The sequence below is a fragment of the Ralstonia sp. SA306 genome (genome assembly GCF_054792405.1).
Genome location: NZ_CP096451.1, coordinates 1,921,705 through 1,946,735 on the forward strand (window position 1 = coordinate 1,921,705; position 25,031 = coordinate 1,946,735).

General features: G+C 63.9%; 20 protein-coding genes, 3 tRNA genes and 1 pseudogene. 7 read left to right on the forward strand and 17 right to left on the reverse strand.

Annotation, left to right across the window (positions count from 1 at the left end; all coding sequences use genetic code 11):
• Positions 1–162 precede the first annotated feature (162 nt).
• From fdxA to M1D44_RS09205, 3 genes are all read left to right on the forward strand, one after another.
• Positions 163–492, forward strand: a complete 330-nt coding sequence (fdxA, locus tag M1D44_RS09195; protein WP_004626101.1) for a ferredoxin FdxA — start codon at positions 163–165, stop codon at positions 490–492.
• A gap of 109 nt (positions 493–601) precedes the next feature.
• Positions 602–677: transfer RNA gene (locus tag M1D44_RS09200), tRNA-Asn, on the forward strand.
• Between the two features lie 80 nt (positions 678–757).
• Positions 758–848, forward strand: a tRNA-Leu gene (locus M1D44_RS09205).
• 43 nt (positions 849–891) lie between these two features.
• Here M1D44_RS09205 and M1D44_RS09210 read toward each other — a convergent pair.
• A pseudogene (locus tag M1D44_RS09210) lies at positions 892–1,625 on the reverse strand (DUF899 domain-containing protein).
• 148 nt (positions 1,626–1,773) lie between these two features.
• A complete protein-coding gene (locus tag M1D44_RS09215) occupies positions 1,774–2,877 on the reverse strand; it encodes a YeiH family protein (RefSeq protein WP_112185243.1) in 1,104 nt (367 codons plus the stop codon).
• Between the two features lie 92 nt (positions 2,878–2,969).
• Here M1D44_RS09215 and M1D44_RS09220 point away from each other — a divergent pair, with 92 nt between their 5' ends.
• The gene (locus M1D44_RS09220) at positions 2,970–3,896 is read left to right on the forward strand and encodes a LysR family transcriptional regulator (protein ID WP_316853386.1); all 927 of its coding nucleotides are present in this window, start codon (positions 2,970–2,972) and stop codon (positions 3,894–3,896) included.
• Between the two features lie 39 nt (positions 3,897–3,935).
• Positions 3,936–4,011 (forward strand) — tRNA-Lys (locus tag M1D44_RS09225).
• Between the two features lie 140 nt (positions 4,012–4,151).
• On the opposite strand, the gene M1D44_RS09230 is transcribed toward M1D44_RS09225, so the two are convergent.
• The 3 genes from M1D44_RS09230 to leuC all read right to left on the reverse strand — a co-directional run bounded on the left by M1D44_RS09230 (position 4,152) and on the right by leuC (position 7,672).
• Positions 4,152–5,474 (reverse strand): 2-hydroxycarboxylate transporter family protein, encoded by a 1,323-nt coding sequence (locus M1D44_RS09230; RefSeq protein ID WP_316853369.1) that lies wholly within the window; start codon positions 5,472–5,474, stop codon positions 4,152–4,154.
• 100 nt (positions 5,475–5,574) lie between these two features.
• Positions 5,575–6,237 (reverse strand): 3-isopropylmalate dehydratase small subunit, encoded by a 663-nt coding sequence (gene leuD, locus M1D44_RS09235; protein ID WP_316853368.1) that lies wholly within the window; start codon positions 6,235–6,237, stop codon positions 5,575–5,577.
• The gene (gene leuC, locus M1D44_RS09240; protein ID WP_316853367.1) at positions 6,230–7,672 is read right to left on the reverse strand and encodes a 3-isopropylmalate dehydratase large subunit; all 1,443 of its coding nucleotides are present in this window, start codon (positions 7,670–7,672) and stop codon (positions 6,230–6,232) included. Before leuC ends, leuD begins: the two co-directional genes overlap by 8 nt.
• 127 nt (positions 7,673–7,799) lie before the next feature.
• On the opposite strand from leuC, the gene M1D44_RS09245 reads away from it, so the two are divergent.
• Positions 7,800–8,714, forward strand: coding sequence for a LysR family transcriptional regulator (locus M1D44_RS09245; protein ID WP_316853366.1), 915 nt, complete (start codon positions 7,800–7,802; stop codon positions 8,712–8,714).
• Positions 8,715–8,728: 14 nt separating this feature from the next.
• Here the strand turns inward: M1D44_RS09245 and M1D44_RS09250 are convergent, their stop codons facing one another.
• From M1D44_RS09250 to gudD, 5 genes are all read right to left on the reverse strand, one after another.
• Complete coding sequence (locus M1D44_RS09250) at positions 8,729–9,670, reverse strand: aldose 1-epimerase (RefSeq protein ID WP_316853365.1); 942 nt, start codon at positions 9,668–9,670, stop codon at positions 8,729–8,731.
• The gene (locus M1D44_RS09255; protein WP_024976080.1) at positions 9,670–10,878 is read right to left on the reverse strand and encodes a porin; all 1,209 of its coding nucleotides are present in this window, start codon (positions 10,876–10,878) and stop codon (positions 9,670–9,672) included. Before M1D44_RS09255 ends, M1D44_RS09250 begins: the two co-directional genes overlap by 1 nt.
• Positions 10,879–10,972: 94 nt before the next feature.
• On the reverse strand, positions 10,973–13,384 hold the full coding sequence (locus M1D44_RS09260) for a glycoside hydrolase family 31 protein (protein WP_316853364.1): 2,412 nt from the start codon (positions 13,382–13,384) through the stop codon (positions 10,973–10,975).
• 10 nt (positions 13,385–13,394) lie between these two features.
• Positions 13,395–14,687 carry an MFS transporter gene (locus M1D44_RS09265; RefSeq protein ID WP_112185248.1) on the reverse strand — a complete coding sequence of 431 codons (1,293 nt, stop codon included), beginning with the start codon at positions 14,685–14,687 and terminating at the stop codon, positions 13,395–13,397.
• Between the two features lie 86 nt (positions 14,688–14,773).
• Positions 14,774–16,144 carry a glucarate dehydratase gene (gene gudD, locus M1D44_RS09270; protein WP_316853363.1) on the reverse strand — a complete coding sequence of 457 codons (1,371 nt, stop codon included), beginning with the start codon at positions 16,142–16,144 and terminating at the stop codon, positions 14,774–14,776.
• An 87-nt stretch (positions 16,145–16,231) separates the two neighbouring features.
• On the opposite strand from gudD, the gene M1D44_RS09275 reads away from it, so the two are divergent.
• Positions 16,232–16,987 (forward strand): FadR/GntR family transcriptional regulator, encoded by a 756-nt coding sequence (locus M1D44_RS09275; RefSeq protein WP_316853362.1) that lies wholly within the window; start codon positions 16,232–16,234, stop codon positions 16,985–16,987.
• 305 nt (positions 16,988–17,292) lie between these two features.
• Here the strand turns inward: M1D44_RS09275 and M1D44_RS09280 are convergent, their stop codons facing one another.
• The 7 genes from M1D44_RS09280 to M1D44_RS09310 all read right to left on the reverse strand — a co-directional run bounded on the left by M1D44_RS09280 (position 17,293) and on the right by M1D44_RS09310 (position 25,021).
• Positions 17,293–17,544 (reverse strand): GlsB/YeaQ/YmgE family stress response membrane protein, encoded by a 252-nt coding sequence (locus M1D44_RS09280; RefSeq protein ID WP_024976085.1) that lies wholly within the window; start codon positions 17,542–17,544, stop codon positions 17,293–17,295.
• A gap of 26 nt (positions 17,545–17,570) precedes the next feature.
• Positions 17,571–18,278, reverse strand: a complete 708-nt coding sequence (locus tag M1D44_RS09285; protein WP_024976086.1) for a response regulator transcription factor — start codon at positions 18,276–18,278, stop codon at positions 17,571–17,573.
• A gap of 34 nt (positions 18,279–18,312) precedes the next feature.
• The gene (locus M1D44_RS09290) at positions 18,313–18,513 is read right to left on the reverse strand and encodes a hypothetical protein (protein ID WP_024976087.1); all 201 of its coding nucleotides are present in this window, start codon (positions 18,511–18,513) and stop codon (positions 18,313–18,315) included.
• 176 nt (positions 18,514–18,689) lie between these two features.
• Positions 18,690–21,023, reverse strand: a complete 2,334-nt coding sequence (locus tag M1D44_RS09295) for a CHASE2 domain-containing protein (RefSeq protein ID WP_316853361.1) — start codon at positions 21,021–21,023, stop codon at positions 18,690–18,692.
• Complete coding sequence (locus tag M1D44_RS09300) at positions 21,016–22,695, reverse strand: FecR family protein (protein ID WP_316853360.1); 1,680 nt, start codon at positions 22,693–22,695, stop codon at positions 21,016–21,018. The genes M1D44_RS09295 and M1D44_RS09300 overlap by 8 nt, the downstream gene beginning before the upstream one ends.
• Positions 22,679–23,392, reverse strand: a complete 714-nt coding sequence (locus M1D44_RS09305; RefSeq protein ID WP_024976090.1) for a response regulator transcription factor — start codon at positions 23,390–23,392, stop codon at positions 22,679–22,681. The genes M1D44_RS09300 and M1D44_RS09305 overlap by 17 nt, the downstream gene beginning before the upstream one ends.
• A gap of 396 nt (positions 23,393–23,788) precedes the next feature.
• The gene (locus M1D44_RS09310; RefSeq protein WP_428984656.1) at positions 23,789–25,021 is read right to left on the reverse strand and encodes an MFS transporter; all 1,233 of its coding nucleotides are present in this window, start codon (positions 25,019–25,021) and stop codon (positions 23,789–23,791) included.
• Positions 25,022–25,031 lie beyond the last annotated feature (10 nt).

Sequence of the window (25,031 nt, forward strand, 5' to 3'; positions counted from 1 at the left end):
TGCGCGAACGCATAAACACATGCCAAAACTGTCTGACGGCACACAGATGACGCAGCAGTCGGGCACGGCCGGTGCGTTACAATGCGAGACTGCCGGCATGGGAACGCACAAGCATCCATGACCGCGCGCCCCACGAATTCCTAGCATCAACTTCCAAGCGAAATGACTCACGTCGTTACCGAAAGCTGTGTCCGCTGCAAGTACACCGACTGCGTGGACGTCTGCCCCGTCGACTGCTTCCGCGAAGGCCCGAACTTCCTGACGATTGATCCGGACGAGTGCATCGACTGCGCCGTCTGCGTGGCCGAATGCCCGGTCAACGCCATCTATGCCGAAGAAGACGTGCCCGCTGATCAGCAGAAGTGGATCGCCATCAATGTCGAGCTTGCACAAGCCGGCTGGCCGTCCATCACCAAGACCAAGCAACCCTTGCCCGACGCCGACGACTGGAAGGACGTGAAGGACAAGGAGCAGTACCTCGACCGCGGCTGAACTAGTTGAGTGAACTTGTCGGACACATTTTTGTAGTGCATCGCAAAAAAAGGTGTTGACGGGCAGATCGAAAACTAGCTAGAATTCATTTCTTCGCTGTTGCAGCGATTCCCCGATAGCTCAGTCGGTAGAGCGCCGGACTGTTAATCCGTAGGTCCCTGGTTCGAGCCCAGGTCGGGGAGCCAAAATAACAAAACGCCTCGCTTCGTGCGGGGCGTTTTCATTTGTGGCGGCGGTCTCGTGTATTGTTTTGCACCCGCCCCAAGCCCGAGTGGTGAAATTGGTAGACACCGCGGACTTAAAATCCGCTGCGCCCTAATCGGCGCGTGCCGGTTCGATCCCGGCCTCGGGCACCAATCCTTTCTTCTCTTCCCCCCCACTCCTTTCCGCTCCTGCGCCTTACGACGCGCAGCACGCGTGCGCCTTCGGTGCATCTTCGTATTCATCGTGACGGCGCACCCACGACAAAGGACCCGCCTCGTTGCGGCCGAGCGGCGCGCGATCGAGCAGCAGCAGCGTACCGACCATGTCTTCCAAGCCGCGCGCATACGTCGAGTACGTGTGGAAGACAGCGCCCGTCTCGCCCCTGTAAAACGCGCTCAATCCGGGCAGTTCGTCATGGGCTTCTTCACGGGGCGTTGCGGTGTAGTTGTAGTCGACCGAGCCGCTTGCGAGTTCGTCTTGCGAGAAGCTCACGCGATAGTCATGTTGAACGTCGTGTCGAACGACGATACCCACGGGAATCGCCAGCCCATGCGCTTTTTGTAAGCCGCGATTTTGTCCATCGGCGCGCGAGACACGGCGACGAGCGTCACGTCATGGTGGTTCAGATGCGTGAGCATTCCGCCAACATGATCGGAGAAGAAGGAGCACCCTGGGCAGCCTGCATCCCAGTCGGGGCCGAACATGAAGTGGTAGACCACCAACTGGCTGCGGCCGTCGAACAGTTCGGCCAGCGTCTTCTTGCCTTCCGATGATTCAAATACGTATTCCGTATCGACCTTGACCCAAGGCAGTGCCTGGCGTTCGGCGTTGACGGCGTCGCGCAGGTGGATGACATCCTTCTCGCGGGCCAGTAGCGCACGGCGTCTGATGAGCCATTCGTCTCTTGAAACTACCGGATGCGTTTGCATGGCTGCCCCTCTGTCTAAGACTCAGGACTTCATACTAGGCGGCCTCACGCGAATGAAAAGCCGCGGCGCGCAAGTCGCCAACCGGATGCGACTTGCGCGCCATGGAAGAGAATCAGCCGCCTCTACACATGCCACTTCAGGTGCCGGATCAGCCCACCAGCCAGCGCACGCCCACGTTGATGAGCGCGCCGCCGCCCACCAGCCCCACCCACAGCACAGCGGCGCACAGCAGCGGACGCACACCGGATTTCAGCAGCATCGGCACATGCGTTTGCGTGCCGATGGCAAACATCGCGCAGGCCAGCATGGCGGTGTCGATGGCGTCGATGGGGGCGTGCCATGCGGCGGGGATCGCACCGGCGGAATTGAGCAGCGTCACGATCAGCAACCCCACCGCAAACCAGGGCATCGCTTTCCAGGCGTGGCCGGCGGCTTTGCGAAGCGCATTCTCAGGAGACGTCGAAGCGGTACCCCGAGCTTCACTGGGCGTTGTGCAAGCCAGCACCACGAGCAACGGGGCCAGCGCCAGCACACGCACCATCTTGCTGACGACCGCCGCGTTGGTGGCGTCGTCGCCCAGCGGACGCGCCGCGGCAATCACCTGCGCAACCTCGTGCATCGTCGAACCGATGTAGACGCCAAAGTGCTCCGGCGTGATGGCCACACCGGCATGCGTAACAAGCGCGTACAGCCACGGATACAGAAAGATGCCAATCGTGCCGAACAGCACCACGCTGGCGATCGCCACGGCCGTTTCGCGTGGTGAGGCCTTCACGGCTGGCGCAACGGCCAGCACAGCCGCTGCCCCACATACCGCACTGCCGGCCGCCACCAGCACGGCTTGTGAGCGCGTGAGGCGAAACCAACGTGTGCCGATCCACGTACCGGCCAGCATCGTCGCTGCCAATACGACCAGCGGAATCACCACGCCCGAAGTACCGAGATCTTGGATCTGCGCCAGCGTCAGTCGGGCGCCGTAGAGAATCACGCCAGCGCGCAGCAGTGTATGGCGCGCAAACTGGATTGCCCCTGGCGTCAGCCAACGCTGGTGCCCAGGCACATGACCGACAGCCATGCCGAGCAGGATGGCGAGCGTCAGCGCACTCAAGCCCAGGTGCCCAGCCCACGGCATTGCCCCGAGCGCCACCGCAATCCCCGCACACCCGAACAACACCGCCACGCTGGCGAGCGTTCGCCCATCCAATCCCGCTGCCACGCCCTGGGGGGCCAACTGTTTCTGTGCAATCGTCATCACGTTCGCCTTGCTTATTCGCTATGCGCATAACGATATGCGGATCGTGATAACATGTAAAACAGGTAATTTTCGTAATTTCAACCACTTTTATGGATAACAAAGCGCCTCGGGTCACACTGCGACAGTGGGCCGTCTTCGCCGCCATCGCCCAAAGTGAGACGACCACCGCTGCCGGTGAAACCCTTGGCCTGTCGCAATCGGCCGTAAGCGCGGCGCTGGCGGAACTGGAATCCACGCTCGGACATCCGCTGTTTGACCGGCATGCGCGCCGTCTGCATCTGAATGCGCTGGGCCGGCAGCTTCTGCCGCAAGCGCAGGCGCTGCTTGATCACGCCGATGCGCTGGAACACGCAACCGCCCAGCCAAACGTGCGCCTGAAGCTCGCGGCCAGCAGCACGATCGGCAACTACGTGCTGCCCGCCCTGCTCGCGGGCTTCCGGCACGAGATCGCACCCGACAGCCAGCTCGACGTGCTGATCGGCAACACGCAAGACGTGGTCGATGCCGTGCAGCGTTTCGAGGTCGACATCGGCCTGATTGAAGGCACCTGTCGCGGCGAGGCGCTGGAAATCGAAACATGGATCGATGATGAGATGGTGATCGTGGCCGCGCCCGGGCACCCACTCACGCAAGGAACAGGGCCCGTCTCCCACGCAGCGCTGCGCGAAGCGGGCTGGCTGATGCGCGAACCCGGCTCCGGCACGCGCGAACTGATAGATAGCCGCATTGCTTCGGTGGTCGGGCCGCTGCATGTGGCGCTTGAACTCGGCCACTCCGAAGCCATTCAGCGCACGGTGGCGGCAGGCTACGGCATCAGTTGCCTGTCGCGCCACGTGGTGGCCGATGCGTTGCGCGATGGCCGCCTTGTCGAGGTCGCCGGCGGCCTGCCGCGCATCGCCCGACCGCTGCTGATCGTGCGCCATCGCGACAAGCACCCGACGCACGGACTCACGCAATTCATCGACGTGCTACGCGGTCACACAACCGATTCGAAAAAAATTCGCGCAAAGGACTAGCGTGATCCAAAAAAGGTTGATATAGTCTCGTTTCTTCGCGGGGCGTTAGCTCAGTTGGTAGAGCAGCGGACTCTTAATCCGTAGGTCGAGTGTTCGAGTCACTCACGCCCCACCAGAATATGGAAGGCCCGACAGGCAACTGTCGGGCCTTTTTCATTTGCGCGATTTGCGACGCGCTTTCGCTTCAGTACGCACAAAACAAAACGGCCGACGCTCGTGGCGCCGGCCGATCGCTCTGCAAAGCCCCTCTCCCGCTCAATGCAGCAGCTTGAGCAGGATCGTCGCGGTCACCACCATCGCGGCCCCGCCGATACGCGTCGAGATCTGCGCGAACGGCATCAGCCCCATGCGAGTCGACGCCGAGAGAATCGCCACATCACCCGTACCGCCCAACCCGCTATGGCACGCGGTCACGATGCCCGACTCGACCGGATACATCCCCAGCCATTTGCCGACGAAGAAGCCTGACGCCACCAGCGCCAACACCGTAGCCGCGCAGATGGCGAAATAGCCCGGTGTGAACGCCGCCATCAGCTCCTTCCACGACACGAACAGCACGCCAAGGCCGACGAGAATCGCGAACGTCAGGTTGGTCGAAACGAACTTGTACATCTGGTAGGCGCCGAGTTCCATGTTCTGCGGCAACAGCTTCGACACCTTCAGTAGCGCCGCACTGATGATCATGAGGATCGGGCCGGGAATCCCGGTGAAGCGCGAGAGCAGCGCGCCGAAGATAAAGAACGCGCAGCTGATCAGCAGGCCGGCACCCATGAGGCCCAAATTGAGCGGCGCCTCGGCGCGATCATTGCGCAGCAGATCGGTGTCACTGCACGATCGAACGAGATCGCCATCGCCGGTCAGGTGCGGCCGCTTCTCGCCCAGTGACTTGAGCATGCCGCTCGCGAGGATAGCGACAACATTGCCCAGCAGCGCCGCCGGCACCAGCATGGCGATCAGCTCTGCCTGCGGCCGGCCGAGAATCTCAGAATATCCGATCGACAACGGCAGGATGCCTTCGCCAATACCGCCGCCGACAATCGGGATGACGATGAAGAAGAACGTGTGCTTGGGCTCATAGCCGAAAAACAGCCCCACGGTCACACCCGCCACGATGGCCGCCAACGTGCCGATCAGCAGCGGAATGAACATCCGCATGAACCCCTGCACCAGCACCCGATGGCTCATCCCTAGAATGCTGCCCGCCACCAGGCAGGCGATGTACAGGTACTGCAGGTTGGCCGTCTTCATGGTGGTGGTGAGCGCCTTCAGCATCTCGGGGTCGATCACCTTGTAGCCGACCAACGCCGACGGCACGAACAGGCACAGGATGGCCGCGCCACCAATGTGCTTGAACACCGGCAGCCGAGCGCCGATTTCGCCCAGCAGGAAACCGAGCAGCATCAGCACGGCAAAGCCGCCGATCATGTCGTTGGGCAGCTTCTTGTTGAGCGCTGCAAGCAGCGTGATGACGGCAGTTGTGGCGTACACGGGAAGAGGTAGCGGCCCGATGCTGTAGCCGGTAAGCGCGCGCCAAAGGCCCACGCGTGTGCCTTCCTGCGCCCGGACGGATGCTTCCATGATGGTCTCCTGATCAGCCGTGCGGCGCGCCTCGTCTTCAAGCGAGCTGGCTGAGCGCCCGCGCCGTTGTATGGGGTTTCGAAAACGTGTTGGGAAAAATTCAGAGGGGGCTGCCCGGCGCTATTGCCGCCAGACGCGCGCGGGTCGTGGCCGCGACGTCGCGCAGCCACGGGCGCGCTTTCCAGTGCGTCTGCTGGAAGGCGCTGATGTCGCTCCAACGCGCCAGCGTCGCGCCGATCATGTCGAGCCCGTGCAGAAACATGTGACGGTGGCGCTCGGACAGCGAGAACGATGCCTCCACGCTGTGGCTACGGACGGTCATCGATTCCACGTCGATGGCGATGTGGCTTGTGGATGCGTCCGACACGTCTGCCAGGATGCGCTCCACATCAGCCTCGTCGAGCATCACCAGCAGCAGGCGATTGTTCATGGCGTTGCTGTAGAAGATCTCGCCAAAGCTCGGCGCGATGACGGCGCGGATGCCGAATTGCTGCAGCCCCCACACCGCGTGCTCGCGGCTGGAACCGCACCCGAAGTTGCTGCCGCCCACGAGAATGGACGTGCCCTGATACGCCGGCTGGTTAAGCACGAAATCGCTATGCAGTTGGTGATTGGCGTCGTAGCGCAGGTCGTAGAGCAGGCCCTTGTCGAGCCCCGATTTGTCGATGCCGCGCAGGAACTGCTTGGGCATGATCTGATCGGTGTCGAGGTTGGGCGTGGGCAGCGGTGCTGCCATGCCGTCGATGTGTTTGGTATCAGGCATGGGCAGCCTCCGAGTGCTCCGATTGTGGTTGCAGGCGCAGTTGACGGACGTCCGTGATGCAGCCTGTGATGGCAGCGGCCGCCGCCATGGCCGGACTCATCAGATGCGTGATACCGCCCCGCCCCTGGCGCCCTTCAAAGTTGCGATTGGTCGTGGAGGCACAGCGCTCGCCGGGTGCGAGAACGTCGTCGTTCATGGCCAGGCACATCGAGCAACCCGGCTGACGCCATTCGAAGCCGCTGGCGATCAGGATGTCGGCAATGCCTTCCTGCTCGGCCTGGGCACGCACGGCGCCCGAGCCGGGCACCACCATGGCGCGCACGCCGGGTGCCACCTTGCATCCCTTGACGATGCCCGCCACGGCGCGCAGGTCTTCAATGCGCGCATTCGTGCACGAGCCGATGAACACGCGTTGCACCGGCAAGCCTTCGATGACAGTACCTGCCTGCAGGCCCGCGTAGCGCAATGCCCGGGCCGACGCCGCACGCGCGGCTGCATCCCTGGCCGCCTCGGTTTGCGGAATCCTGCCGGTGATGGGAATCGCCTGGTCGGGGCTGGTGCCCCAAGTCACGTACGGCGCAACCTCGCTCGCATCAAAGACATGCTCGACGTCGAAATTCGCCTCTGCATCGCTGAACAACTGCCGCCAATCCGCCAGTGCCACGCTCGCATGTGTGTGCGCCACATCGCGCGCATGTTCAAGCACGTAGCGCGTGGCCTTGGCATCTGGGGCGATCAGTGCGCCGCGCGCACCGGCCTCAACGGCCATGTTGCACAGGGTCATGCGCGCTTCCATGGAGAGCGCGGCAATCGCATTCCCCGTGAACTCGACCACATAGCCGCGTGCGCCCTGCGCGCCGATGCGGCTGATGATGTGCAGAACCAGATCTTTTGCCGTGGTGCCGACGGGCAGTTCGCCCTCCACGCGGATGCGCATGTCCTGCGCCAGCCGGTAGACCAGCGTCTGCGTGGCGAGCACGTGCTCCACCTCCGACGTGCCGATGCCGAAACCGAGCGCGCCGAACGCGCCATAGGTGGTCGTGTGGCTATCACCGCAAAGCACTACCATGCCCGGTCGGATCATGCCCAGCTCGGGCGCAATCACATGCTCGATACCCTGCAACGCATCGTTGGTGTCGAACAGCACGATGCCGTGCTCGCGGCAGTTCTTTGCCAGGTTGGACGCCTGCAGCGCCGCCGCGGGGTCCTGGATCACCCGCACGCGCACGGGGTGCGTGGGGATGATGTGGTCCACCACCGCCATCTGCTGGCCGGGCGCAGCCACCGTGCGGCCCGCTTCCGCCAAGCCGGCAAAGGCCTGCGGGCTGGTGTACTCGTTCATGATGTGCAGGTCTGCGTAGAGCAGTACGTTCTGCGCGTCGAGCTGGGCAACGGTGTGCGATTCGACCAGCTTCTGATACAGCGTCTTCGCCATGCTTCCTCCGATTCGCGTGGCCGGCTGTATCAATCGAAACCGGACCACTGGCGAGAGGAAGTGTAGACATGCACAATGCTTTTATAATTGGCGCATATCTTTATCTATTCTTCATTTCATCTGAATAATGGATCGCGTATCGGATCTGGAATTTTTCACCCAGCTCGTCAAGCAGGGCTCGCTCGCGGCGCTGGCGCGCGAGCTTGGTGTGACGCCACCCGCCATTACCGCGCGCTTGGCGCAGTTGGAAAAGCGGCTCGGCGTGCGGCTGCTGAACCGCACCACGCGGCGCCTGAGCGTCACGCACGAAGGTGAAATCTATTTGGCCACCGGCGCACGCCTGCTCGAAGAGCTGCAAGAGCTGGAGCAGACCGTCTCCAGTAGCCGGGGCACGCCCAAGGGCTTGCTGCGCATCAACGCCACGTTCGGCTTCGGGCGGCGGCATGTGGCGCCCGCCATTGTGGAATTCGCGCGGCGTTATCCGGACGTGGAGGTGCAGCTTGAGCTGACCGACCGCTCCGTCAACCTGACCGACAAAGCCTTCGACATCGGCATCTGGTTCGGCACGGTGCCGGATTCGCGCATGGTGGCGCGCAAGATCGTGAGCAACAAACGGATGCTGTGCGCCTCGCCCAGCTACCTGGAGCGCGCAGGCCTGCCGCAGGTGCCGCGCGATCTGCAATCGCATCAGTGCATCGTGCTGCGCGAGAGCGACGCCGCTTACGGCACGTGGTACCTCACGCGTGGCAGTCGACAGGAGACCATCAAGGTGCGTGGCGTGCTCAGCACGAACGACGGCGAAACGGGCGTGCTCTGGGCACTGGCCGGTTACGGCATCCTGATGCGCTCGGAATGGGATATCCACGAGCACGTGCGCGCCGGCCGGCTGGTGCCGGTGCTGACGGACTGGACGCTGCCCGTGGCAGACATCTTCGCGGTGTATCCGGAACGCGCCAACCTGTCGGCCAAGGTGAGCGCATTCATCGACTTCCTCACGGAGTGGTTCGGCAAAGAAGCGTCGTGGGCTAGCGAGCGCCACTAACGCAGCGTCGCATTTCAGGCCGTGGTTTCGATGCGCAGTTGCATGCGCATCTGCAGCGTCTCGCCGGGCACCAAAGCGCGCAGGCCCGTGCCTTCCCATCCCTGGGCCGCCAGGTTGATCGCGTCGGCCACGTGCGAAACAGGCTCCAGACAGAAATACGGTTGCGCGTGGGGTGCGTGCAGGATGAAGTGATCGAGCGGGTCGTCGGCGGCGAGCGTGAGCACGCCGCCTGCACACGACACCACGGCACGCTGCCGCCATTCGCTGTAGTAGACGCTGAGCGCTGCGTCCGGCAATGCGCGGGCGTGGCGGAAATCTTCCTGCTCCGTGATCGGCTCGCGGCGGACGGCAACTTCACCCACATCGGTCGGCCACATCGTCGCAGCATCGAACTGCACACGTGTATCAGACGTGCGCGCGAAGTACGGATGAAAGCCGCCACCTGCCGGCATGCTGCTGTCGCCGTCATTGCGCAGCGTCATGACGGCATCCAGGCCGGACTCGCTCAGCAACAGCGTTTGCGTGGCGGTGAAAGGCCACGGCCAGTTGTCTGCCTCGGGCACATAGCGCAAACCAAGCTCGATCGACGAGGCGGTAACCTGCTTCACCGTCCAGGCACGTGCATGCGCCAATCCATGCATGGCATGCGCCTGGCCCGGGTGCGGTGCGAGACGAATCTCGCGCCCGTCCCAGTGGAAGCGCCCATCGCGGATGCGGTTGGAGAACGGCAGCAGCGGATAGCATCCGGCCTTGGGCCATGCCAGCCCCTCGAAGCCGTCACGCAGGCAATCGGTCGACATCGGCGCCAGCCAGTCGACACGATGGCCGCCCTCGCCGGCCGAAGCCAGCGAGGCGATGCGGCCCCCTGCCGCCGGCGCGACATCCATCGTCAACGCGCCGGCCTGCAGCGTATGCACCGGCCCCGGTGCGAGCCAAGTTTTGGTGTTGCTGTCCATCAGAACGAATGCCGAATGCCGACCATGCCCACAAACTGGCTGCGCCCGTTCGACGGCGTACCGTTCTGCGAGTCGCCCACCGACGCCACCGCATCCACGATTGACGTGCTCGCCCCAGAAGCGCGCAGCGTCTGGCCGTTGGCGCGCTGATACGCCTGAATCGCATAGAACGCGGTGCGCTTGGACAGCGAATACAACTGCTCCATCGAGAACTGGTTGTACTTGGCCGGCGAGCTGATGCCGTTGCGTGCCTTCTCAGCCGTGTAGCTGTAGCCAAAAGCGAGCCGCAATGCGGGCGTCAGATCGTAGGTGGCAATCGCGCCCACCGTATTGAACGTGGCCGACTGCGTGAACAGCGACAGCGCACCCGGCTTGTACTGAACGTTCGAGTAGTTCAGACCCACCATCAGCTTGCCGAACGTATACCGCGCGGCCGTAGCGATGAGCTGGGCGGAATCTGCCGTGGCGTAGCCGGAGTTGACCGGCGAGTTGTTGGCGAACGTCCCAACATTGCTGAAGTTGCCTGCCGTCGTGCCGCTTGATACGTTTTTCAGGCGCGTGTAGCCCACGCCCCACGAGAAAGCCTGGTAGTCGTAGCGCAGCGCGGTACTCACGCTGCTGCCGTTCGAAACGCTGCCCGCTTGTTCACCAAAGCCGTATTGCACACCCGCTTGCAGACCGCCCCACACCGGCGTGGTGTAGGTGATGGAGTTGTTGAAGCGTAGCGTGGTGTCCAACGCATCCACGTCGCCGGGGTGTGCGCCAGTGGCCCCCGTCAGCACGTTGGTCGGGCCCAGCGATGCGACGTATTGGAAGTACGGTGTGTACGCACGGCCCAGCGTGACCTGGCCGTAGTTCGTGTTGCTCAGGCCAACGTAGGCCTGACGGTTGAAGATGAAGCCGGCCTGCGCTTGCTGGCCCGTGTCGGCATTGAAGCCGCTCTCCAGCCGAAAAAGCGCGGTGTTGCCGCCGCCCAGGTCTTCCGTGCCATACAGGCCGAACTTGCTGGCCAGCAAGGCGCCCGAATTGATGTAGGCGTTGGAGTGGCCGCCCTGGTTGCTCGAATAGGCAAAGGCATTGTCGACCACGCCATACAGCGTGACCGACGTTTGCGCTGCGGCATGCATCGAAGCGCCCGCGCAAAGCAGCGCAACCGACGCATAGACCGGCGTGAGGGAACGGGATCGTTTGGCTCGTGTGGTTTTCATCGTTGTTATCTCGGAAATCTCCTGCACCAAGGGAACACCGTGCATCCCGGGGTCTCTCCGGACCCCGCACGTGATGCGCAGCGAGGATGCGGCACTAGGCCAGCAATTGCAACTTCAGGCGGCGCCAGCCGCCCGCAACATCGGTTGCCAGCACGCGGGCACGCGGCGTCTGCACTTGCCGTCCATCACCCGCGGGCAGGTGAATCTCGACCGTGTCGGCGTGCGTCGGCATCTTGCCTTCGCGCGAGACGTGCAGCGTGATGGCCTCGGCGTCAGACACCGCACGCACACTCCAGCGGCCCTGCTCGCCATTGCGCCACGCTTCGGTTTCGCCGTCGTCTTCAATGCAGCCTCCAACCGCCTCGCCAACACCTTGCATGGGGACGACAAGGAAGCCGCGTTGATCGGCGCGCTGATCGAAATGCTGCTCCGCCACGTTCAGCGCGATCACGCCGCCTTCGCGAATCAGCATGACGGGTTGGTCCCACGGCGAAGGCAGCGTGATGGTCTGTCCGCCCTCGAACGCCGCGCCGCTCCAGTACGACACCCAGCGCGCGCCGGCCGGCAGATAGACAGTGCGCTCGGTCTGCCCTTCCTCCACGGTCGGCGCCACCAGCAGCGACGCGCCGAGCATCATGTCATCGCACTCGGCGTAGCAGCGGCGGTCGTTCGGGAACTCGGCAAACGTAGGCCGCAGCACAGGCTCATAGGCCTGCGTGGATTGCCACAGCAGTTCGTACAGATACGGAATCAGCCGATAGCGCAGCTTGATCAGCGAGGCAATTTGCGAGGTGACCTGCGGATACATCCAGGGCTCGTTGACGGTCTTGTCGTCGTTCCAAGAGTGGATGGAAAAGCGCGGCATGAACACGCCAAACGCCACCCAGCGCACCAGCAGCTCCGGCGACGGCGCGGGGCCCGCAAACCCGCCGATGTCGTGACCAATGTTCGAGACACCCGACAGCGCAAGCCCCAAACCCATCTTCAGGTTGTAGCGCAGCGTTTCCCACGAGGTGTAGTTGTCGCCGGACCACGTCTGCACATAGCGCTGCATACCGACACCACCCGAGCGCGACACAAGAAACGGCCGACGCTGCGGCGCAAACTCAAGTTGCGCCTCGCGCGAGGCGCGCATCATCAGCATCGTGTGCAGCACCTTGGCTTCGCGGATGGGCGCCTTCTTGCCGAACCCGTGGGCGAAAGCGTCGGGCGTCCAGACTTCGAACTCGTTGTTGTCGTTCCAGGTCGACGCCATGCCGTACTCGAGCAGCGCGCTCTTGACGTTGGCCTTCCACCAATCGAGCGTTTTCGGGTTGGTGAAGTCGAGATACGCGCCGACCTCATCCCAGAATTGCACCCACGCCGGCTCACCCTTTGCATCGCAAATCAGCAGGCCGGCCTCTTTGGCTTCTTCAAACTTCGGGTGGTCGCGCAGCAGGCACGGCTTGATGTTCGGACACAGGCGGATGCCGGCGTCCAGATAGCTCTGGACGAAGCCGCGTGCATCCGGAAACTTATCGGTGTTCCAGTTGAAGACGTAGCGCTTCGGGCCGATCGACGTATAGCCCGACGAAAGGTGGAACGAGTCGCACAGGATGTCGTGCTCTCGACATCCCTTGATGAACTCGGCCATTTGTTCCTGCGCATCGGGCGCATCGGTGTACGTCATGGTCGAGCCGGAGTACCCAAGGCCCCACTTCGGCATCCACGCGGGGCGACCGGTCATCCACGTAAAGCTGCGCGTGGCATCGAGCGGCGTGTCGGGCGAGGCGATGAAGTAGTAATCGAGATCGCCATGCGGCGCCACAAAGTAGCGATAGAGGCCGTGATAGTTGTCCAGCTCGCGGCCCATGTCGAAGCTGCAGTCGGACAACGTGTCGTAGAACAACCCGAAGCCGGTGCTGTTTTCCGGTTGCCACGTCACGTAGAACGGGATGTGCTTGTACAGCGGATCGGTCGTGCGCGCGCTGTAGCCCATCGCATCGATGTTGCGCATCTCGTAGCGCTGGTGCGCACGGTTCATGTCACCGGCGCGCTCGCCCAAGCCAAAGTACATCTCGCCGGGTTCGCGGCGCACGTAGTGGTAGACCTGCTCGTCCCAGTAGCCAAAGTTGTAGGCCTGCGTGGGGCGATCATTCAGCACCGTTTGCCATTCGCCGGCCCTGCGGATCTGCCATGTGCAAAACCCGCCGGCGAGCGCAACGCTCAGGCGGATCTTGCTGGTTTCCACGCGCAGCGTGTCGGCATCGCTCAGCAATTGGAATGCCGGAAGCGAGAAGCCGGCGAGGTCTCGGCGGTCGCGCCCTTCGAGCGGCGTGTCATCACCGCCGGGTGCAATCGACCACGTAGCCGGGCCACGCAAATCGCCCTGCGGCAGCACCAGCACGCGAATGATGTCTTCTTCCAGCACGAAGAGTTCAATCGCAGCGCCGGTGCTGCTGGCCAGGCGCAGCCGGTTGCCTTCATGCGCCTGGAGTTCGAATCGGGGGGGATGCAACATGGACATCGGTTTCAACTCAGTGTGAAGCAGAAAGACTCATCTGACGCGCGGCGCGCTCTTCCTGCGATTGCCCGCGAATCAACACGATCAGCAGCACCGCGCCGATCAGATCGAATGCGCCCAGCATGCCGAACAGCGGGCCATAGCCCACCTTGTCGGCCAGCGCGCCCACCAGCAGCGAAAAGCCCAGACCGCCGATCCACGCTGCCATGCCGGCAAAGCCGCTCGCGGTGCCCACCTCTTCCGGGTCGAACACGTCCGCAGACAGCGTGTTGACCAGGCCAGAGATCATCTGGTGCGCGAAGCCGCCCACGCAGAACAGCGCAATCGCCGTATAGGGAGACGCCACGAGCCCGACGCACGCCGGGCCAATCATCATGAACGCACCCAGCACGACCCCGCACACACGCGACCACACCAGCGGAATGCGGAAACGCTTGATCAGGAACGGCGACAGATAACCGCCCGCCAGGCCGCCCAGGTCCGCCGCCAGGAACGGCAGCCACGCGAACATGGCGATCTCCTTCAGATCGAGGTGGCGCTCGTTGACGAAATAGAGCGGAATCCAGAAGCTGAAGGTTTGCCAGGCCGGCTCGGCAAAGAAGCGCGCCAGCGCAATCGCCCAGAAGCGGCGCGACGTCACAACATCCTTGACGGGGCGCTTGCCGCGCTCGGCACTCACGGGACGGAGCTGCCCGCTGATGATCTTTTCGCGTTCAGCATCGGACAGTGCAGCATGGTCCTTCGGCGAACGATAGAACGCGAACCACAACGCGGCCCACAAGAAGCCGAGGGCGCCAGTCACGACAAATGCCGACTGCCAGCCGTAACGCAGGTGCAGGAAGATCACCAGCGGCGGCGCCAACATCGCACCGAGCGACGTACCCGAATTGAACCAGCCGACGGCAACGGATTTTTCCTTGTCCGGAAACCATTCCGCCACGGCCTTCATGCCCGACGGAATGGCAGCGGCTTCGGTCAGCCCCATCAGGGCGCGAAAACCCGCCAGTGACAGCCACCCGCTTGCGCCAGCATGCAGCACGCCAGCAAACGACCACAACACACCAAACAACGCAAAGCCGATACGCAAGCCAACCAGGTCAACGATAAAGCCGCAGACCGGCTGCATGACCGTGTAGCCAACCTGGAACGCAGCCACCACGTAGGAATACTGCTGGGTGCTCATCCCCAGTTCATCTTTGAGCGTTGGCGCAAGCACGCCCAGCGAGTTACGCGCCAGATAGTTGACGATCGTGCCCAGGCACACCAGCACGATGATCCACCAGCGCAAGCCCTTGATGGTCTTCACGGTGTTGTCTCCGATGTCTTCTTATTGGTTATTGATCTACGAGGCGGCGTAATACCGCTTGCGCCGCCTCGGGTTCGCCGTAGCGGTCAGTGCACCATGCAGGGGCGCTTGTTGTCGAACTGCCAGTTGGGAATCAGCTGGCGCATGGCGATCGCATCGTCGCGTGCGCCCAGGCCGTGCTGCTTGTAAAGCGCGTGGGCCTTCTCCAGTTGGTCCATGTCGAGCGTGACCCCCAGGCCCGGCGCCGCCGGTACGGCAATCTCGCCGCCCACGATCTGGAACGGCTCGCGGGTCAGGCGCTGGCCGTCCTGCCAGATCCAGTGCGTATCGATGGCGGTGATGTTGCCCGGCGCGGCTGCGGCCACGTGCGTGAACATCGCCAGCGAAATGTCGAAGTGGTTGTTGGAGTGCGAGCCCCAGGTCAGGCCCCAGTCGTCGCACATCTGCGCCACGCGCACCGAACCCTGCATCGTCCAGAAATGCGGATCGGCCAGCGGAATGTCGACCGAGTGCAACTGAATGGCATGCCCCATCTGGCGCCAGTCGGTGGCGATCATGTTGGTGGCCGTCGGCAAGCCGGTGGCACGGCGGAACTCGGCCATCACCTCGCGGCCCGAGTAACCGCCTTCCGCGCCGCACGGGTCTTCGGCGTAGGCGAGCACGTCGTGCTTGTCGCGGCACAGGCGAATAGCCTCTGCCAGCGACCACGCGCCGTTCGGGTCCAGCGTGACACGCGCCTCAGGAAACGCTTCGGCCAGTGCCGTCGTGACGACCATTTCGTCATCGCCGCTCAGCACGCCACCCTTGAGCTTGAAATCCTTGAAGCCGTAACGCGCATGGGCCGCCTTGGCCAGGCGCACCACCGCTTCCGGCGTGAGCGCCTCTTCGTGGCGCACGCGAGTCCAGTCGTCAGTGGCGTCGCTGCCGTCTGCGTAGTCCAGGTCGGTACGTTTGCGATCGCCCACGAAGAACAGGTAACCGAGCACCGGCACCTTGGCGCGCTGTTGCCCCTGCCCCAGCAGCGCCGCCACGGGCACGCCCAGGTGTTGGCCGAGCAAGTCGAGCAGCGCGCTTTCCAGCGCCGTCACCGCATGAACGGTGGTGCGCAGATCGAAGGTCTGCAACCCGCGGCCGCTGACGTCGCGATCGGCAAATTGACGGCGCACACTGTTGAGCACGTTGTTGTATGCGCCGATCGGTTGTCCGACAACCAGCGGCGTCGCGTCCTCGATGGTCTTGCGGATGGTCTCGCCACCCGGCACCTCGCCGACACCGAGATGACCCTCGGAGTCTTCCAGGATGACGATATTGCGGGTAAAGAACGGGCCGTGTGCGCCGCTCAGGTTCAGCAACATGCTGTCTCGGCCGGCCACGGGAATGACCTGGAGGCGCGTGACGCGCGGCGTGTGCAGCGGGGTTTCGTAAGCTTGGTGATTCATGGTCATCACGTATGTCATCAGTCGTCGTACAACATGGAACGGGACTATAATTGACACATTTCTGCTGAACTACCCCTGGTAAACCCGCCCCTTTCCGGAGATTGCATGCCCACCCCCAATCCGCCCGCAACGCTTGTGCGCCGCACCCAAAGCTTGGCGGACGTCGTGGTGGACCACATCAAGGGGCGTATCGCGAGCGAATCCCTGCGAGTTGGCGACAAGCTGCCGACGGAATCCGCTTTGATGGAAGCACTGGGCGTAAGCCGCACCGTGATACGCGAAGCCATTTCGCGCCTGCAGGCCAAGGGGCTGATCGAAACACGTCACGGCATCGGCAGCTTCGTGCTGCCACCGCGCACAGACAACAGCATCCCGCTGGGCGACGCATCCACAATGCACGACATCCTGAGCATGCTGGAACTGCGCGTCGCCATTGAGACGGAGTGCGCGGGCCTGGCCGCCCAGCGCATCTCTCCCGCCGAGATCGACGCCCTGCGCATGGCGCTCGAAGCCATCGAGCAGGACCAGGCAGACGGCAACGACAGCGCCACCTCCGACCTGCAATTTCATCTGAGCATCGCGCGCGCCACGGGCAATGAACACTTTGTTGGCGCCCTCGCCCAGCTCGGCAAAACGCTCATCCCTCGCACGCGGATGGGACTGGAGCAGGTGGGTTACCTGAACGCTCCGGAACTGCGCGCCACCGTCAACCGCGAGCACCACAGCGTCTTTGAAGCCATTGCCCGCAAAGACCCTGAAGCCGCGCGCGCTGCCATGCGCATGCACCTGTCAAACAGCCGCGAACGCCTGCGCCGCGCGCATGAAGCGGCCGGCACGCAAGCAGCGGCAACGGCGGGCTGAGTTGGCCCGAAGACCGTACAGTTGTACGACGTCTTATTACCCAGCACCAACCATCTCCCGCCCCAACGTATTGGCGCCGTTGATAAAGATTTGCATTCCCTCGCTCTCAGCCACGTAACCTGAGCTTGCACCGACCCCTCGTGGGTGCGCTCCGGTCGCGGAAGAGAGAGCCGCGGCCTTCTTGGCCCTGATGCTGCTGTCCCGAGTATCAGGGCGTTTCTTTTTGGCAGCCGTCACTCGATCCGCCTGCTCGAGCAATAAAAAAGCCCCGACTCGCGGGGCTTTTATGTTTTGGAGCGCTGCACTCAGCGATCGCGAGCCATCAGATGATAGCCGGCCAGCAGGATGACGGCGCCGGCCACCGAACCGACAAATCCCGCCGACTGGCCAGGCTCATACCAGCGCATCAACTGCCCGAGAAAGGCGGCCGCCAGCGCGCCGGCAATGCCAACCATGATCGTGAGGAGGAAGCCGCTCACACCCCGCCCTGGCGTGATCCACCGGGCCACAAGCCCGACCAGAAAGCCGATGAGGATGGTGATGCAGAGCAGTTGCATGGCAGTGGCTCCGTGGGTTGAGGCTGTCAGTGCGTTGCAGCCACATCCATCACGCGCTCCAGGCAGAAGCCCTGCCCGTAGATGGCGCGCAGGCGCAGGCCGTTCTCCGTGCCAAGCCGCAACTTCTTGCGCAGGCGCGAGACATGCGTATCGAGCGTGCGTGAATACGGGCTCAGCTCGCGGCCCCAGAGCGCGAGTTCGATGTCGGCGCGCGAGAGAACACGCCCCGCATTCGCGAACAGCAACAGCGCCAACTCAAATTCACGCGCATGCACTGACACCGAAGCATCATGCAGGCGGATGGAACGGTTCTGTCGATCGAGCGTGTACGGCCCCAGGCGAATCTCCGACGCCCTCACAGCCCGGCTCACGGCAAAGCGGCGGATCAACGCATCGAGCCGCGCCAGCAACTCAGGCGGACGGATATCACCTTGGAAGCACAGGTCTGCACCGTGGTTGAGCGCCTCTGCGGTTTCGGTATCGGCCTGGCCGTCGGCAAGGTAGACGATCGCCATACCAGGGCCGACGCGCTCGCGCACGGTACGCACCAGCGACAGCCCGGGCATGTCGTGCGCATGGGCGCCGACCATCAACAGGTTGATGCCGTGCACATCAATGGCTTCAAAAACTTGGCGGGAGAGAAACAGCGGCACACATTCGAAGCGCGTGGGCTGCAGAGCGGAGTGGATCGCCTGCTGGCGGGCGAGGTGCGTGTCGATCAGACCGATTTTCATGGCTCGGTTTCGAGGTTGACTGCGTGCGGCGCGGTCAAGCGGTGGTGCGACGATGGTGCTGTGCATTGCCGTCGTCGCGACCACCGCCGCGCCACATGGATACATGCCGACCAGCCAGCCAGAAGCGTTCGACCTGCGGCGGGTTCCCGTCGCCGCGCAGGGCTTGATGCAGTTGGGCGCGAACGCGTTCGTAATCGCATTCGCTCAAAACATCGGTTGCAGTCTGGCTCAACATTCGTGGCGCCTCGGGCGTGTCTGTGCTCGGTTTTCCAAGGTGCCGTCGTCTCTCGACCGGCGTGTCACCGGCGCATGCTGTGCGGGTCGGCCAATGAACTGTAGGGCCGCCGCAGTGCCAAAATGCAAATGATTGAAAAGGAAATGTGGCAAAGGCCACACGAGACCGCGATGGCCTCAGGCGTCGTGGCGATGTGTGCCGCGCGGCAGCCACAACGTGAAGGTGGAACCCAGCCCCGGCGCGCTCTGCACGGCAATGCGGCCGCCGTGCCGGTCAACCACCGTCTTCACGAACACGAGGCCCAGCCCACTACCGGATGGCGCATTGGCCGCGCCCTCATGCAATCGATGGAACGGCTGGAACAACCGAGGCTGATCGGCAAGGGCAATGCCGGCACCCTGATCGGCCACGGCCACCGAGAACATCGCCTCGTCCTGCTCCACCGACACCGTCACCACAGAACCGGCCGCGCTGAACTTGATGGCGTTGTTAAGCAGATTCACCAGCGCGCGCACCAGCAAGCGCGGCTCGCCTCGCACGGTCGCTTCGATGTCGGCTACCACGCGCACTTCCACCTGGTGACGATTCGCGAGCGGCCAGACCTCATCGGCGGCATCGAGAACAAGGCCCAGCAGATCCACATCCACCAGCTTCAGTGTTTGCGATTCGGCACGCGCCAGGTCGATGAAAGCATCGGCCAGTTCGAGCGTGCGCGACGACAATTGCCCGATGCGCGAGAGCAGCGCCTCGCGATCCAACGCGCGGGATGTGTCGCGCTGCAGTTCAATCAGGGCGAGGATGGCACTCTGAGGCGAACGCATGTCGTGTGAGATGAAACGCAGCGCTTCCTCGCGGTGGCGCTCGGCCTGTCGCACCGGCGTGATGTCGGCAAAACTGACGATGATGTCGACGGGGCGACCCGCTTCGTCGCGCAACGCGGCAGCGTGCATCAACATCGAGCGGCCGTCGTGCGTTTGTAGCTCGACAGGTTCGAGCCCGGTGGAGTCGGCCAGCCAGCGCGCCCAGTAGTGCTCGCCAGCGGCGGGGTCGGGAAACGCACGCGCCAGCAGCGTCGGCAGGTCGCGCAACGCAGCCGCGCGGTTTTGACCGGGCGTCTGCAACTGGCCGGCGAGGTCTGCGCTGCGGCCATTCGCCAGGCGGATCGTGCCGTCGCGCGTGCAGACAACCGTGGCATCGGGCAGGCTCTCCAGCGCATCGGCCAGGAAACGGCGCAGCGCGCGCAGCTTGTCCGTGAGCGCGGCGACGGCATCCATGTGCGCACCCAGGGTGCGGCCGGTGCGAGTCAGCGGCGCGGTATCGCCCAACAGGCCGGGCTCGCGCGCCAGGCGCTGCATCTCGTCGCGCAGAAAGCGCAACGCGGCTTCCTGCTGACGCCAACTCCACAGCGGATACAACACCAGTGGGCCAACCAACGCGGCAAACGGCGGCAACCAGCGATTGCCGAACACGAGCACGCCAATCGCGCTCAACAACAACACGGCGGCACCCGTCATCGCCACGGCAAGCGCCATCCGCGGCGTGAGCCAACGCACCGCAAACGCGGTCATCAGCAGGGGAAGCAGCGTCATCGCCCAGAACACGCCTGGCGCCACCGGCAGAATGGCACTGCCGTCGAGTACCGTCTGCGTGGCATTGGCCAGCACTTCGACGCCGCTCATCGTGCGCGAAGGCGGCGTCGCAAAGATATCGGACACGCCCGATGCCGTCGCCCCGATCAGCACCAGCTTGCCGGCAAGCGCCTCGGGCGGCACGTGGCCGTTGAGCACGTCCAGCGCCGGCACATGCCGGTATGTACCGGCCGGCCCGGCAAAATTCAGGCGAATATGCGCCCGCCGCGTCCAGCCGCCAGCATCGGTCTCCACATCAGGCAGCGCCGGTATGGAGGCCGGCGGTCGCAGCGCCTGCCGCGCGAGCTGCACGGCAAGATGGTCCAGCACATGCGCACGCGGGCCCTCGGCCAGGTATATGCCGCGCACCACGCTGTCCGCATCGGGGGCGGCATTGATATGCGCGACGGACGCGTTGATACCGAGAAACGGATAGTGATACACGCGCCCGTGCTCCGTCCGTTCAGGCAGCGCAGGCAGGATGACGTGTCCAGCCTGCTCGATGGCGGCGGTCAAAGCCCGATCCCCTTCGGGCTGCGCAAGATCGGGTTCGATCAACAGAATATCGACACCGATGGCGCGTGGCTGCGCCTGCCCGACGCGCGCAATCAGATCGGCCAGGCGGGCGCGCGGCCAGGGCCAGCGTCCCACCGCATCGAGACTTTGGTCATCAATGGCAACGATGACGATATCGTCGCGCGGGGCATGCCCGTGCAGCGTGACGGCGGTGTCGTACAGGGCGGCGTCAAGCCGGGCAACCACGCTCCAGCGCACCGCACCCAACGTCAGCAGCGCAGCCAGCACCACCAGCACACCCCACTCCACCAGCGCGCGCCGCCCAAGGCTGCGCACGTCCGATTTGACGGGTACGAGTTCAGTCATTGAGAAGGAGATTGCTGCCGCCGCTCTGCACCGGGCTGCGCGCGGAATCGCCGACGAAGGTGCCGACGTCAATGCGCTGCGGCTTGGCGTAGACCACCGATGCTGCATCGCCCAGGTCTACGCCGGTGCGGATGTAATACACGCCGGACGGCGGCCGCGGAATGGTGGCCTCGTTGCCTTCGCTCACAACGTCGGCGATAGGCTTGGCGAAGCTTGTGTCGCCGGCCAGTTGCACACGCGTGCGCGCGCCAGATGCCGCCAGCTCGGGCGACAGCGCAGACCAGTGGGCGTGCAGCTTGCCATCGTTGCCCGCTTCCACTGCGGCTGTCGGCACGGCATCCGGCGGAATGTCGAGCACGCGAAAACGCAGCGCGTCGCTCCACGGGCCAGTTTTGCCGTCCGCGGCCACGGAGCGCACACGCCACCACCATGTGCCTGCCGTCAATGGCTTGGTCAGACGCACATCGTTGGCATGCTGCTGAATGGCTGGCGAGGCGAAGGTCTCAGTGTCCGCGACTTCCATGTCGTAGCTGCCGGCATCGGACACGGCAGCCCATGCGAACGCCACGTCGCCGCTGCGGTAGGTCCGGCCGCCAGCGGGCTGGATCGTATATGGCGCTTCCGGGTGCAGGCGCACGGTGAACGGCCGCGTGGCCGACTCGCTTGTCAGCCCGAGCGCATCGATGCTTTGCACGACGAGCGTGTAGTCGCCGTCCTCGTCGCCGCAGAGCGTTACCGCGGGCGTCTTGCTCGATTGATAGGCGCTGAGTTCGGTCAGCGCGGCATCGCGCGCCACGGCAGCGCGATAGCCGACCGCGCCCTTGACCGGCTGCCACGTCGCGCGCAAGCATGGTGTCTGCACAAGTTCGGGAATGGCGTTCAGCTTGGGCGCCGCGGGCAGCGCTGCCCGCTTGAGATGCCCAGCCGATGCCTGCACGCCAAAGCCGGCCTTGATCGCCTGCTTCTGGCGACCGGCGGTCGTGGCCACCTCGCCTTCGAGCACGGAACTCGTCGATACGGCTTCGCTCGCCTGCACGCGGAAACGCGTACCGCGCACACCCGTCACCAGCGCCGGCGTGGAAATCTCGTACCGGCCCACGCCGTTCTTCCTGGGCGAGACATTGGATTCGGCCTCGCCCTGCTTCACGTGCACACGCACATCGATCAGCCCGGCACGCGCAAATGCTCGCACACGCGACAGCGCCACGTGGCTGCCCGGCGGCACCGTAACGCGCGTGCCGTCATCAAATGACAGGGTAACGGCGCCCTTGTCGCCGGTATCAATCTGCGACGCTTCTGCGAGCTTCATGCCCGCTTGCAGCGGCTTGCCCCCGGACGTTGCATCGCGGGCAAACACGACCTGCGCAGTCGCCGGCACCACCGGAATACGATCGAACGGAATCCGAAGGAGCGAGCCAGGCTTCAACCGATACGGATCTGCCACATGGTTGCGCTGCTGCAGCAAGCGCCAGCCTTCGACGCTGTCCATGTAACGCGCCGCGAGGTTGATCAGCGTGTCGCCCTGCTGCACGCGATAGAGGAAATCGGTGCCATCGGCGCCGGAAGGCTGAGCCGTCGCCGCCTGCCACACGCCGCCAAAAAGAACGAACGCGCCGACAAACGCGGCGCGCCCAATCAAACCACCCCAGATTGCGTCAGCTTGCTTCACCATCTTCCTGCGTGGTTTCGAGGCGATAGCCATGCGAATACACCGAGACCAGCCGCACGCCATTCTTCTGATTGAGATCGAGTTTGAGCCGCAGCTTGGAGATATGCGTGGCCAGCGTGCGCGAATCCGGGCCAATGCTGCGCCCCCAGACCGCCTGCTCGATCAGCTCACGCGGCACCAGCTTGCCGACATTACGGAACAGGTAAAGCCCAAGATCAAACTCGCGCGGCGACAGCTCGACCTGTGAGCCATTCAGCGTCAGCACGCGCCCGACCGGGTCCACCGCATACGGGCCGACGCGAATGCGCTCAAGCGATTCGCCCGTGCGCGGTGCAGCGCGGCGCAGCAGCGCACCCACGCGCGCCACCAGCTCGGCGCGGCGCACCGGCTTGATGACGTAATCGTCCGCGCCGGCGGCCAGCCCGCGCACCACATCGTCTTCGAGCGACCGGTTGGTCAGGAACAGCACCGGCAGCGCCGGGCCGACTGTCTGCCGCACCCAGCTTACAAGCTGAATGCCGCTGATATCAGGCAACTGCCAGTCGAGCAGCAGCAGGTCGAACGTGCGATCCCGCAGCGCCTTGACGAAGGCATCCCCGTTACTGAAACACTCGCATTCGTATCCGGACGAAACCAGGATCTCGCGGATCAAATCGGACTGCGCCTGGTTGTCTTCTACCGAGGCAATTCGTATCGCCATCTGGACTGCCCTTTCCCCGTAACGGGTCCGGCTATCGCTATGCGGAATGCCGGGTCACTCCCTTGGTCGTTGTGATCGGGGTCCCGGACCGGTGCATCGGTGTTCGATCCACCAGCCACCATTGGCGCGACATGTGCCCGCCGCGCAAGACCTTACCCACGCCCCACCAGCATGTGTCGCACACCGGCTTGAGCCCAGCTCATGCTAAAAGGCCGCCCCCGTCATATTGCAAACAATTGTGAAAAGCTAAGCGCAGAGCCGAGTTTCCATGGCGTTCTATCATTTTTTATCACGCCATTACAAGGTGCGAGTTCTCAGGAAGTACAGGAGCGGGCCCACGGGCTGGTGAGGCTACCGGGTATACGCTGCCCGGGATCCTCGTTGCCGAACCTTCCGCTAGCGCGCTTGCCCGCGCGTCCAAGCCGCGGTCGCCGCCCAGAATGCAAGCGCCGCCAAGCTGAGCACCGCCCCCAGGACACACACTCCCGACCACCCTGCCGACGCATACACCGCAGTCGAAGCCATCGCCCCCAGCCCGCTTCCTGCCGCGTAAAAGAGCATGTACGCCCCAACCAGCCGGCTGTGCGCTTCCGGCTGCAAGCGGAAAATCAGACTCTGATTCAGCACGTGCACGGCTTGGCCACCCAGGTCCAACAGGATCAAGCCGGCGATCAGCCACGCCAGATGCTGCAATCCGAGACCGAGCGGCCACCACGCGAGCAGCAACAAACCCAGCGCGACGCCCGTGGCCGTCTGCGCCCAACCACGGTCCGCCAGATGCCCGGCTCGCGCGGCAGCCAGTGCACCAATCGCTCCAACCAAACCGAATGCACCGATGCCCGCCGGTGAGAGCGCATAGGGAGGAGCGCTCAAAGCGATCGCCATCGCGCTCCAGAACACATTGAACGCCGCGAACATCAACAAACCGATCAGGCCGCGTACCTGCAACACACGTTCGGTCAGCAAGAGTTGCCACATCGAGCGCAGGAGCGCGGCGTATCTCATGGGCGAAAGCGCAGTCGGCGGCGCGGGCAACGAGCGCCAGAGCATAAAGAGCATCGCTGCCGAGAGGCCGGCTGACACCGTATAGACGGCACGCCAGCCGGCGGCATCCGCGATCCAGCCAGCAACGGCCCGCGCCAGCAAAACACCGATCACGACCCCACCCTGTACCGCGCCAACCACACGCCCGCGCTCTGTCGATTGCGCCAACGCGGCAGCGCAGGCGATCAGTCCTTGCGTCATCGCTGTGCCAAGCAAACCAACGGAGAACATGCCGAGCAACAACCACCAGCGTACCTCTGCAAGTGCCACCGCGAGCAACGCCAGCGTGAGCAAGACGAGCTGCACCAACAGCAGCGGCTTGCGCGGCCAGCGATCCCCCAGCGGCACGACGAGCGCCAGGGCAAGTGCACAGCCAGCTTGTGTCGCGCCGATGATGCCTCCCGCCCATGCATCGCTAAGTGCGAACTCACGGGCCAATGGTTCGAGCAACGGCTGGGCAAAGTAGACATTCGATACGCTAGCCGCTGCGCAAAGCGCCAGCATGACAACCCACGCGCGGGGCAGCGCTGGGGAGGGAACGGCACGCTCGGTCGACGAATGTTCGGCAACGCAATCAGAGGGCATCGGTTGTCTC

Excerpts from the sequence above, each read along its gene's own strand:
- M1D44_RS09220 (WP_316853386.1), top strand. The coding sequence starts at position 2,970 with ATGGATAACAAAGCGCCTCGGGTCACACTGCGACAGTGGGCCGTCTTC.
- M1D44_RS09230 (WP_316853369.1), bottom strand. The coding sequence starts at position 5,474 with ATGGAAGCATCCGTCCGGGCGCAGGAAGGCACACGCGTGGGCCTTTGG.
- leuD (WP_316853368.1), bottom strand. The coding sequence starts at position 6,237 with ATGCCTGATACCAAACACATCGACGGCATGGCAGCACCGCTGCCCACG.
- leuC (WP_316853367.1), bottom strand. The coding sequence starts at position 7,672 with ATGGCGAAGACGCTGTATCAGAAGCTGGTCGAATCGCACACCGTTGCC.
- M1D44_RS09310 (WP_428984656.1), bottom strand. The coding sequence starts at position 25,021 with ATGCCCTCTGATTGCGTTGCCGAACATTCGTCGACCGAGCGTGCCGTT.
- M1D44_RS09275 (WP_316853362.1), top strand. The coding sequence starts at position 16,232 with ATGCCCACCCCCAATCCGCCCGCAACGCTTGTGCGCCGCACCCAAAGC.
- M1D44_RS09250 (WP_316853365.1), bottom strand. The coding sequence starts at position 9,670 with ATGGACAGCAACACCAAAACTTGGCTCGCACCGGGGCCGGTGCATACG.
- M1D44_RS09300 (WP_316853360.1), bottom strand. The coding sequence starts at position 22,695 with ATGGTGAAGCAAGCTGACGCAATCTGGGGTGGTTTGATTGGGCGCGCC.
- M1D44_RS09280 (WP_024976085.1), bottom strand. The coding sequence starts at position 17,544 with ATGCAACTGCTCTGCATCACCATCCTCATCGGCTTTCTGGTCGGGCTT.
- M1D44_RS09215 (WP_112185243.1), bottom strand. The coding sequence starts at position 2,877 with ATGACGATTGCACAGAAACAGTTGGCCCCCCAGGGCGTGGCAGCGGGA.
- M1D44_RS09245 (WP_316853366.1), top strand. The coding sequence starts at position 7,800 with ATGGATCGCGTATCGGATCTGGAATTTTTCACCCAGCTCGTCAAGCAG.
- M1D44_RS09285 (WP_024976086.1), bottom strand. The coding sequence starts at position 18,278 with ATGAAAATCGGTCTGATCGACACGCACCTCGCCCGCCAGCAGGCGATC.
- M1D44_RS09305 (WP_024976090.1), bottom strand. The coding sequence starts at position 23,392 with ATGGCGATACGAATTGCCTCGGTAGAAGACAACCAGGCGCAGTCCGAT.
- M1D44_RS09295 (WP_316853361.1), bottom strand. The coding sequence starts at position 21,023 with ATGACTGAACTCGTACCCGTCAAATCGGACGTGCGCAGCCTTGGGCGG.
- M1D44_RS09255 (WP_024976080.1), bottom strand. The coding sequence starts at position 10,878 with ATGAAAACCACACGAGCCAAACGATCCCGTTCCCTCACGCCGGTCTAT.
- gudD (WP_316853363.1), bottom strand. The coding sequence starts at position 16,144 with ATGACATACGTGATGACCATGAATCACCAAGCTTACGAAACCCCGCTG.
- M1D44_RS09260 (WP_316853364.1), bottom strand. The coding sequence starts at position 13,384 with ATGTCCATGTTGCATCCCCCCCGATTCGAACTCCAGGCGCATGAAGGC.
- M1D44_RS09290 (WP_024976087.1), bottom strand. The coding sequence starts at position 18,513 with ATGTTGAGCCAGACTGCAACCGATGTTTTGAGCGAATGCGATTACGAA.
- fdxA (WP_004626101.1), top strand. The coding sequence starts at position 163 with ATGACTCACGTCGTTACCGAAAGCTGTGTCCGCTGCAAGTACACCGAC.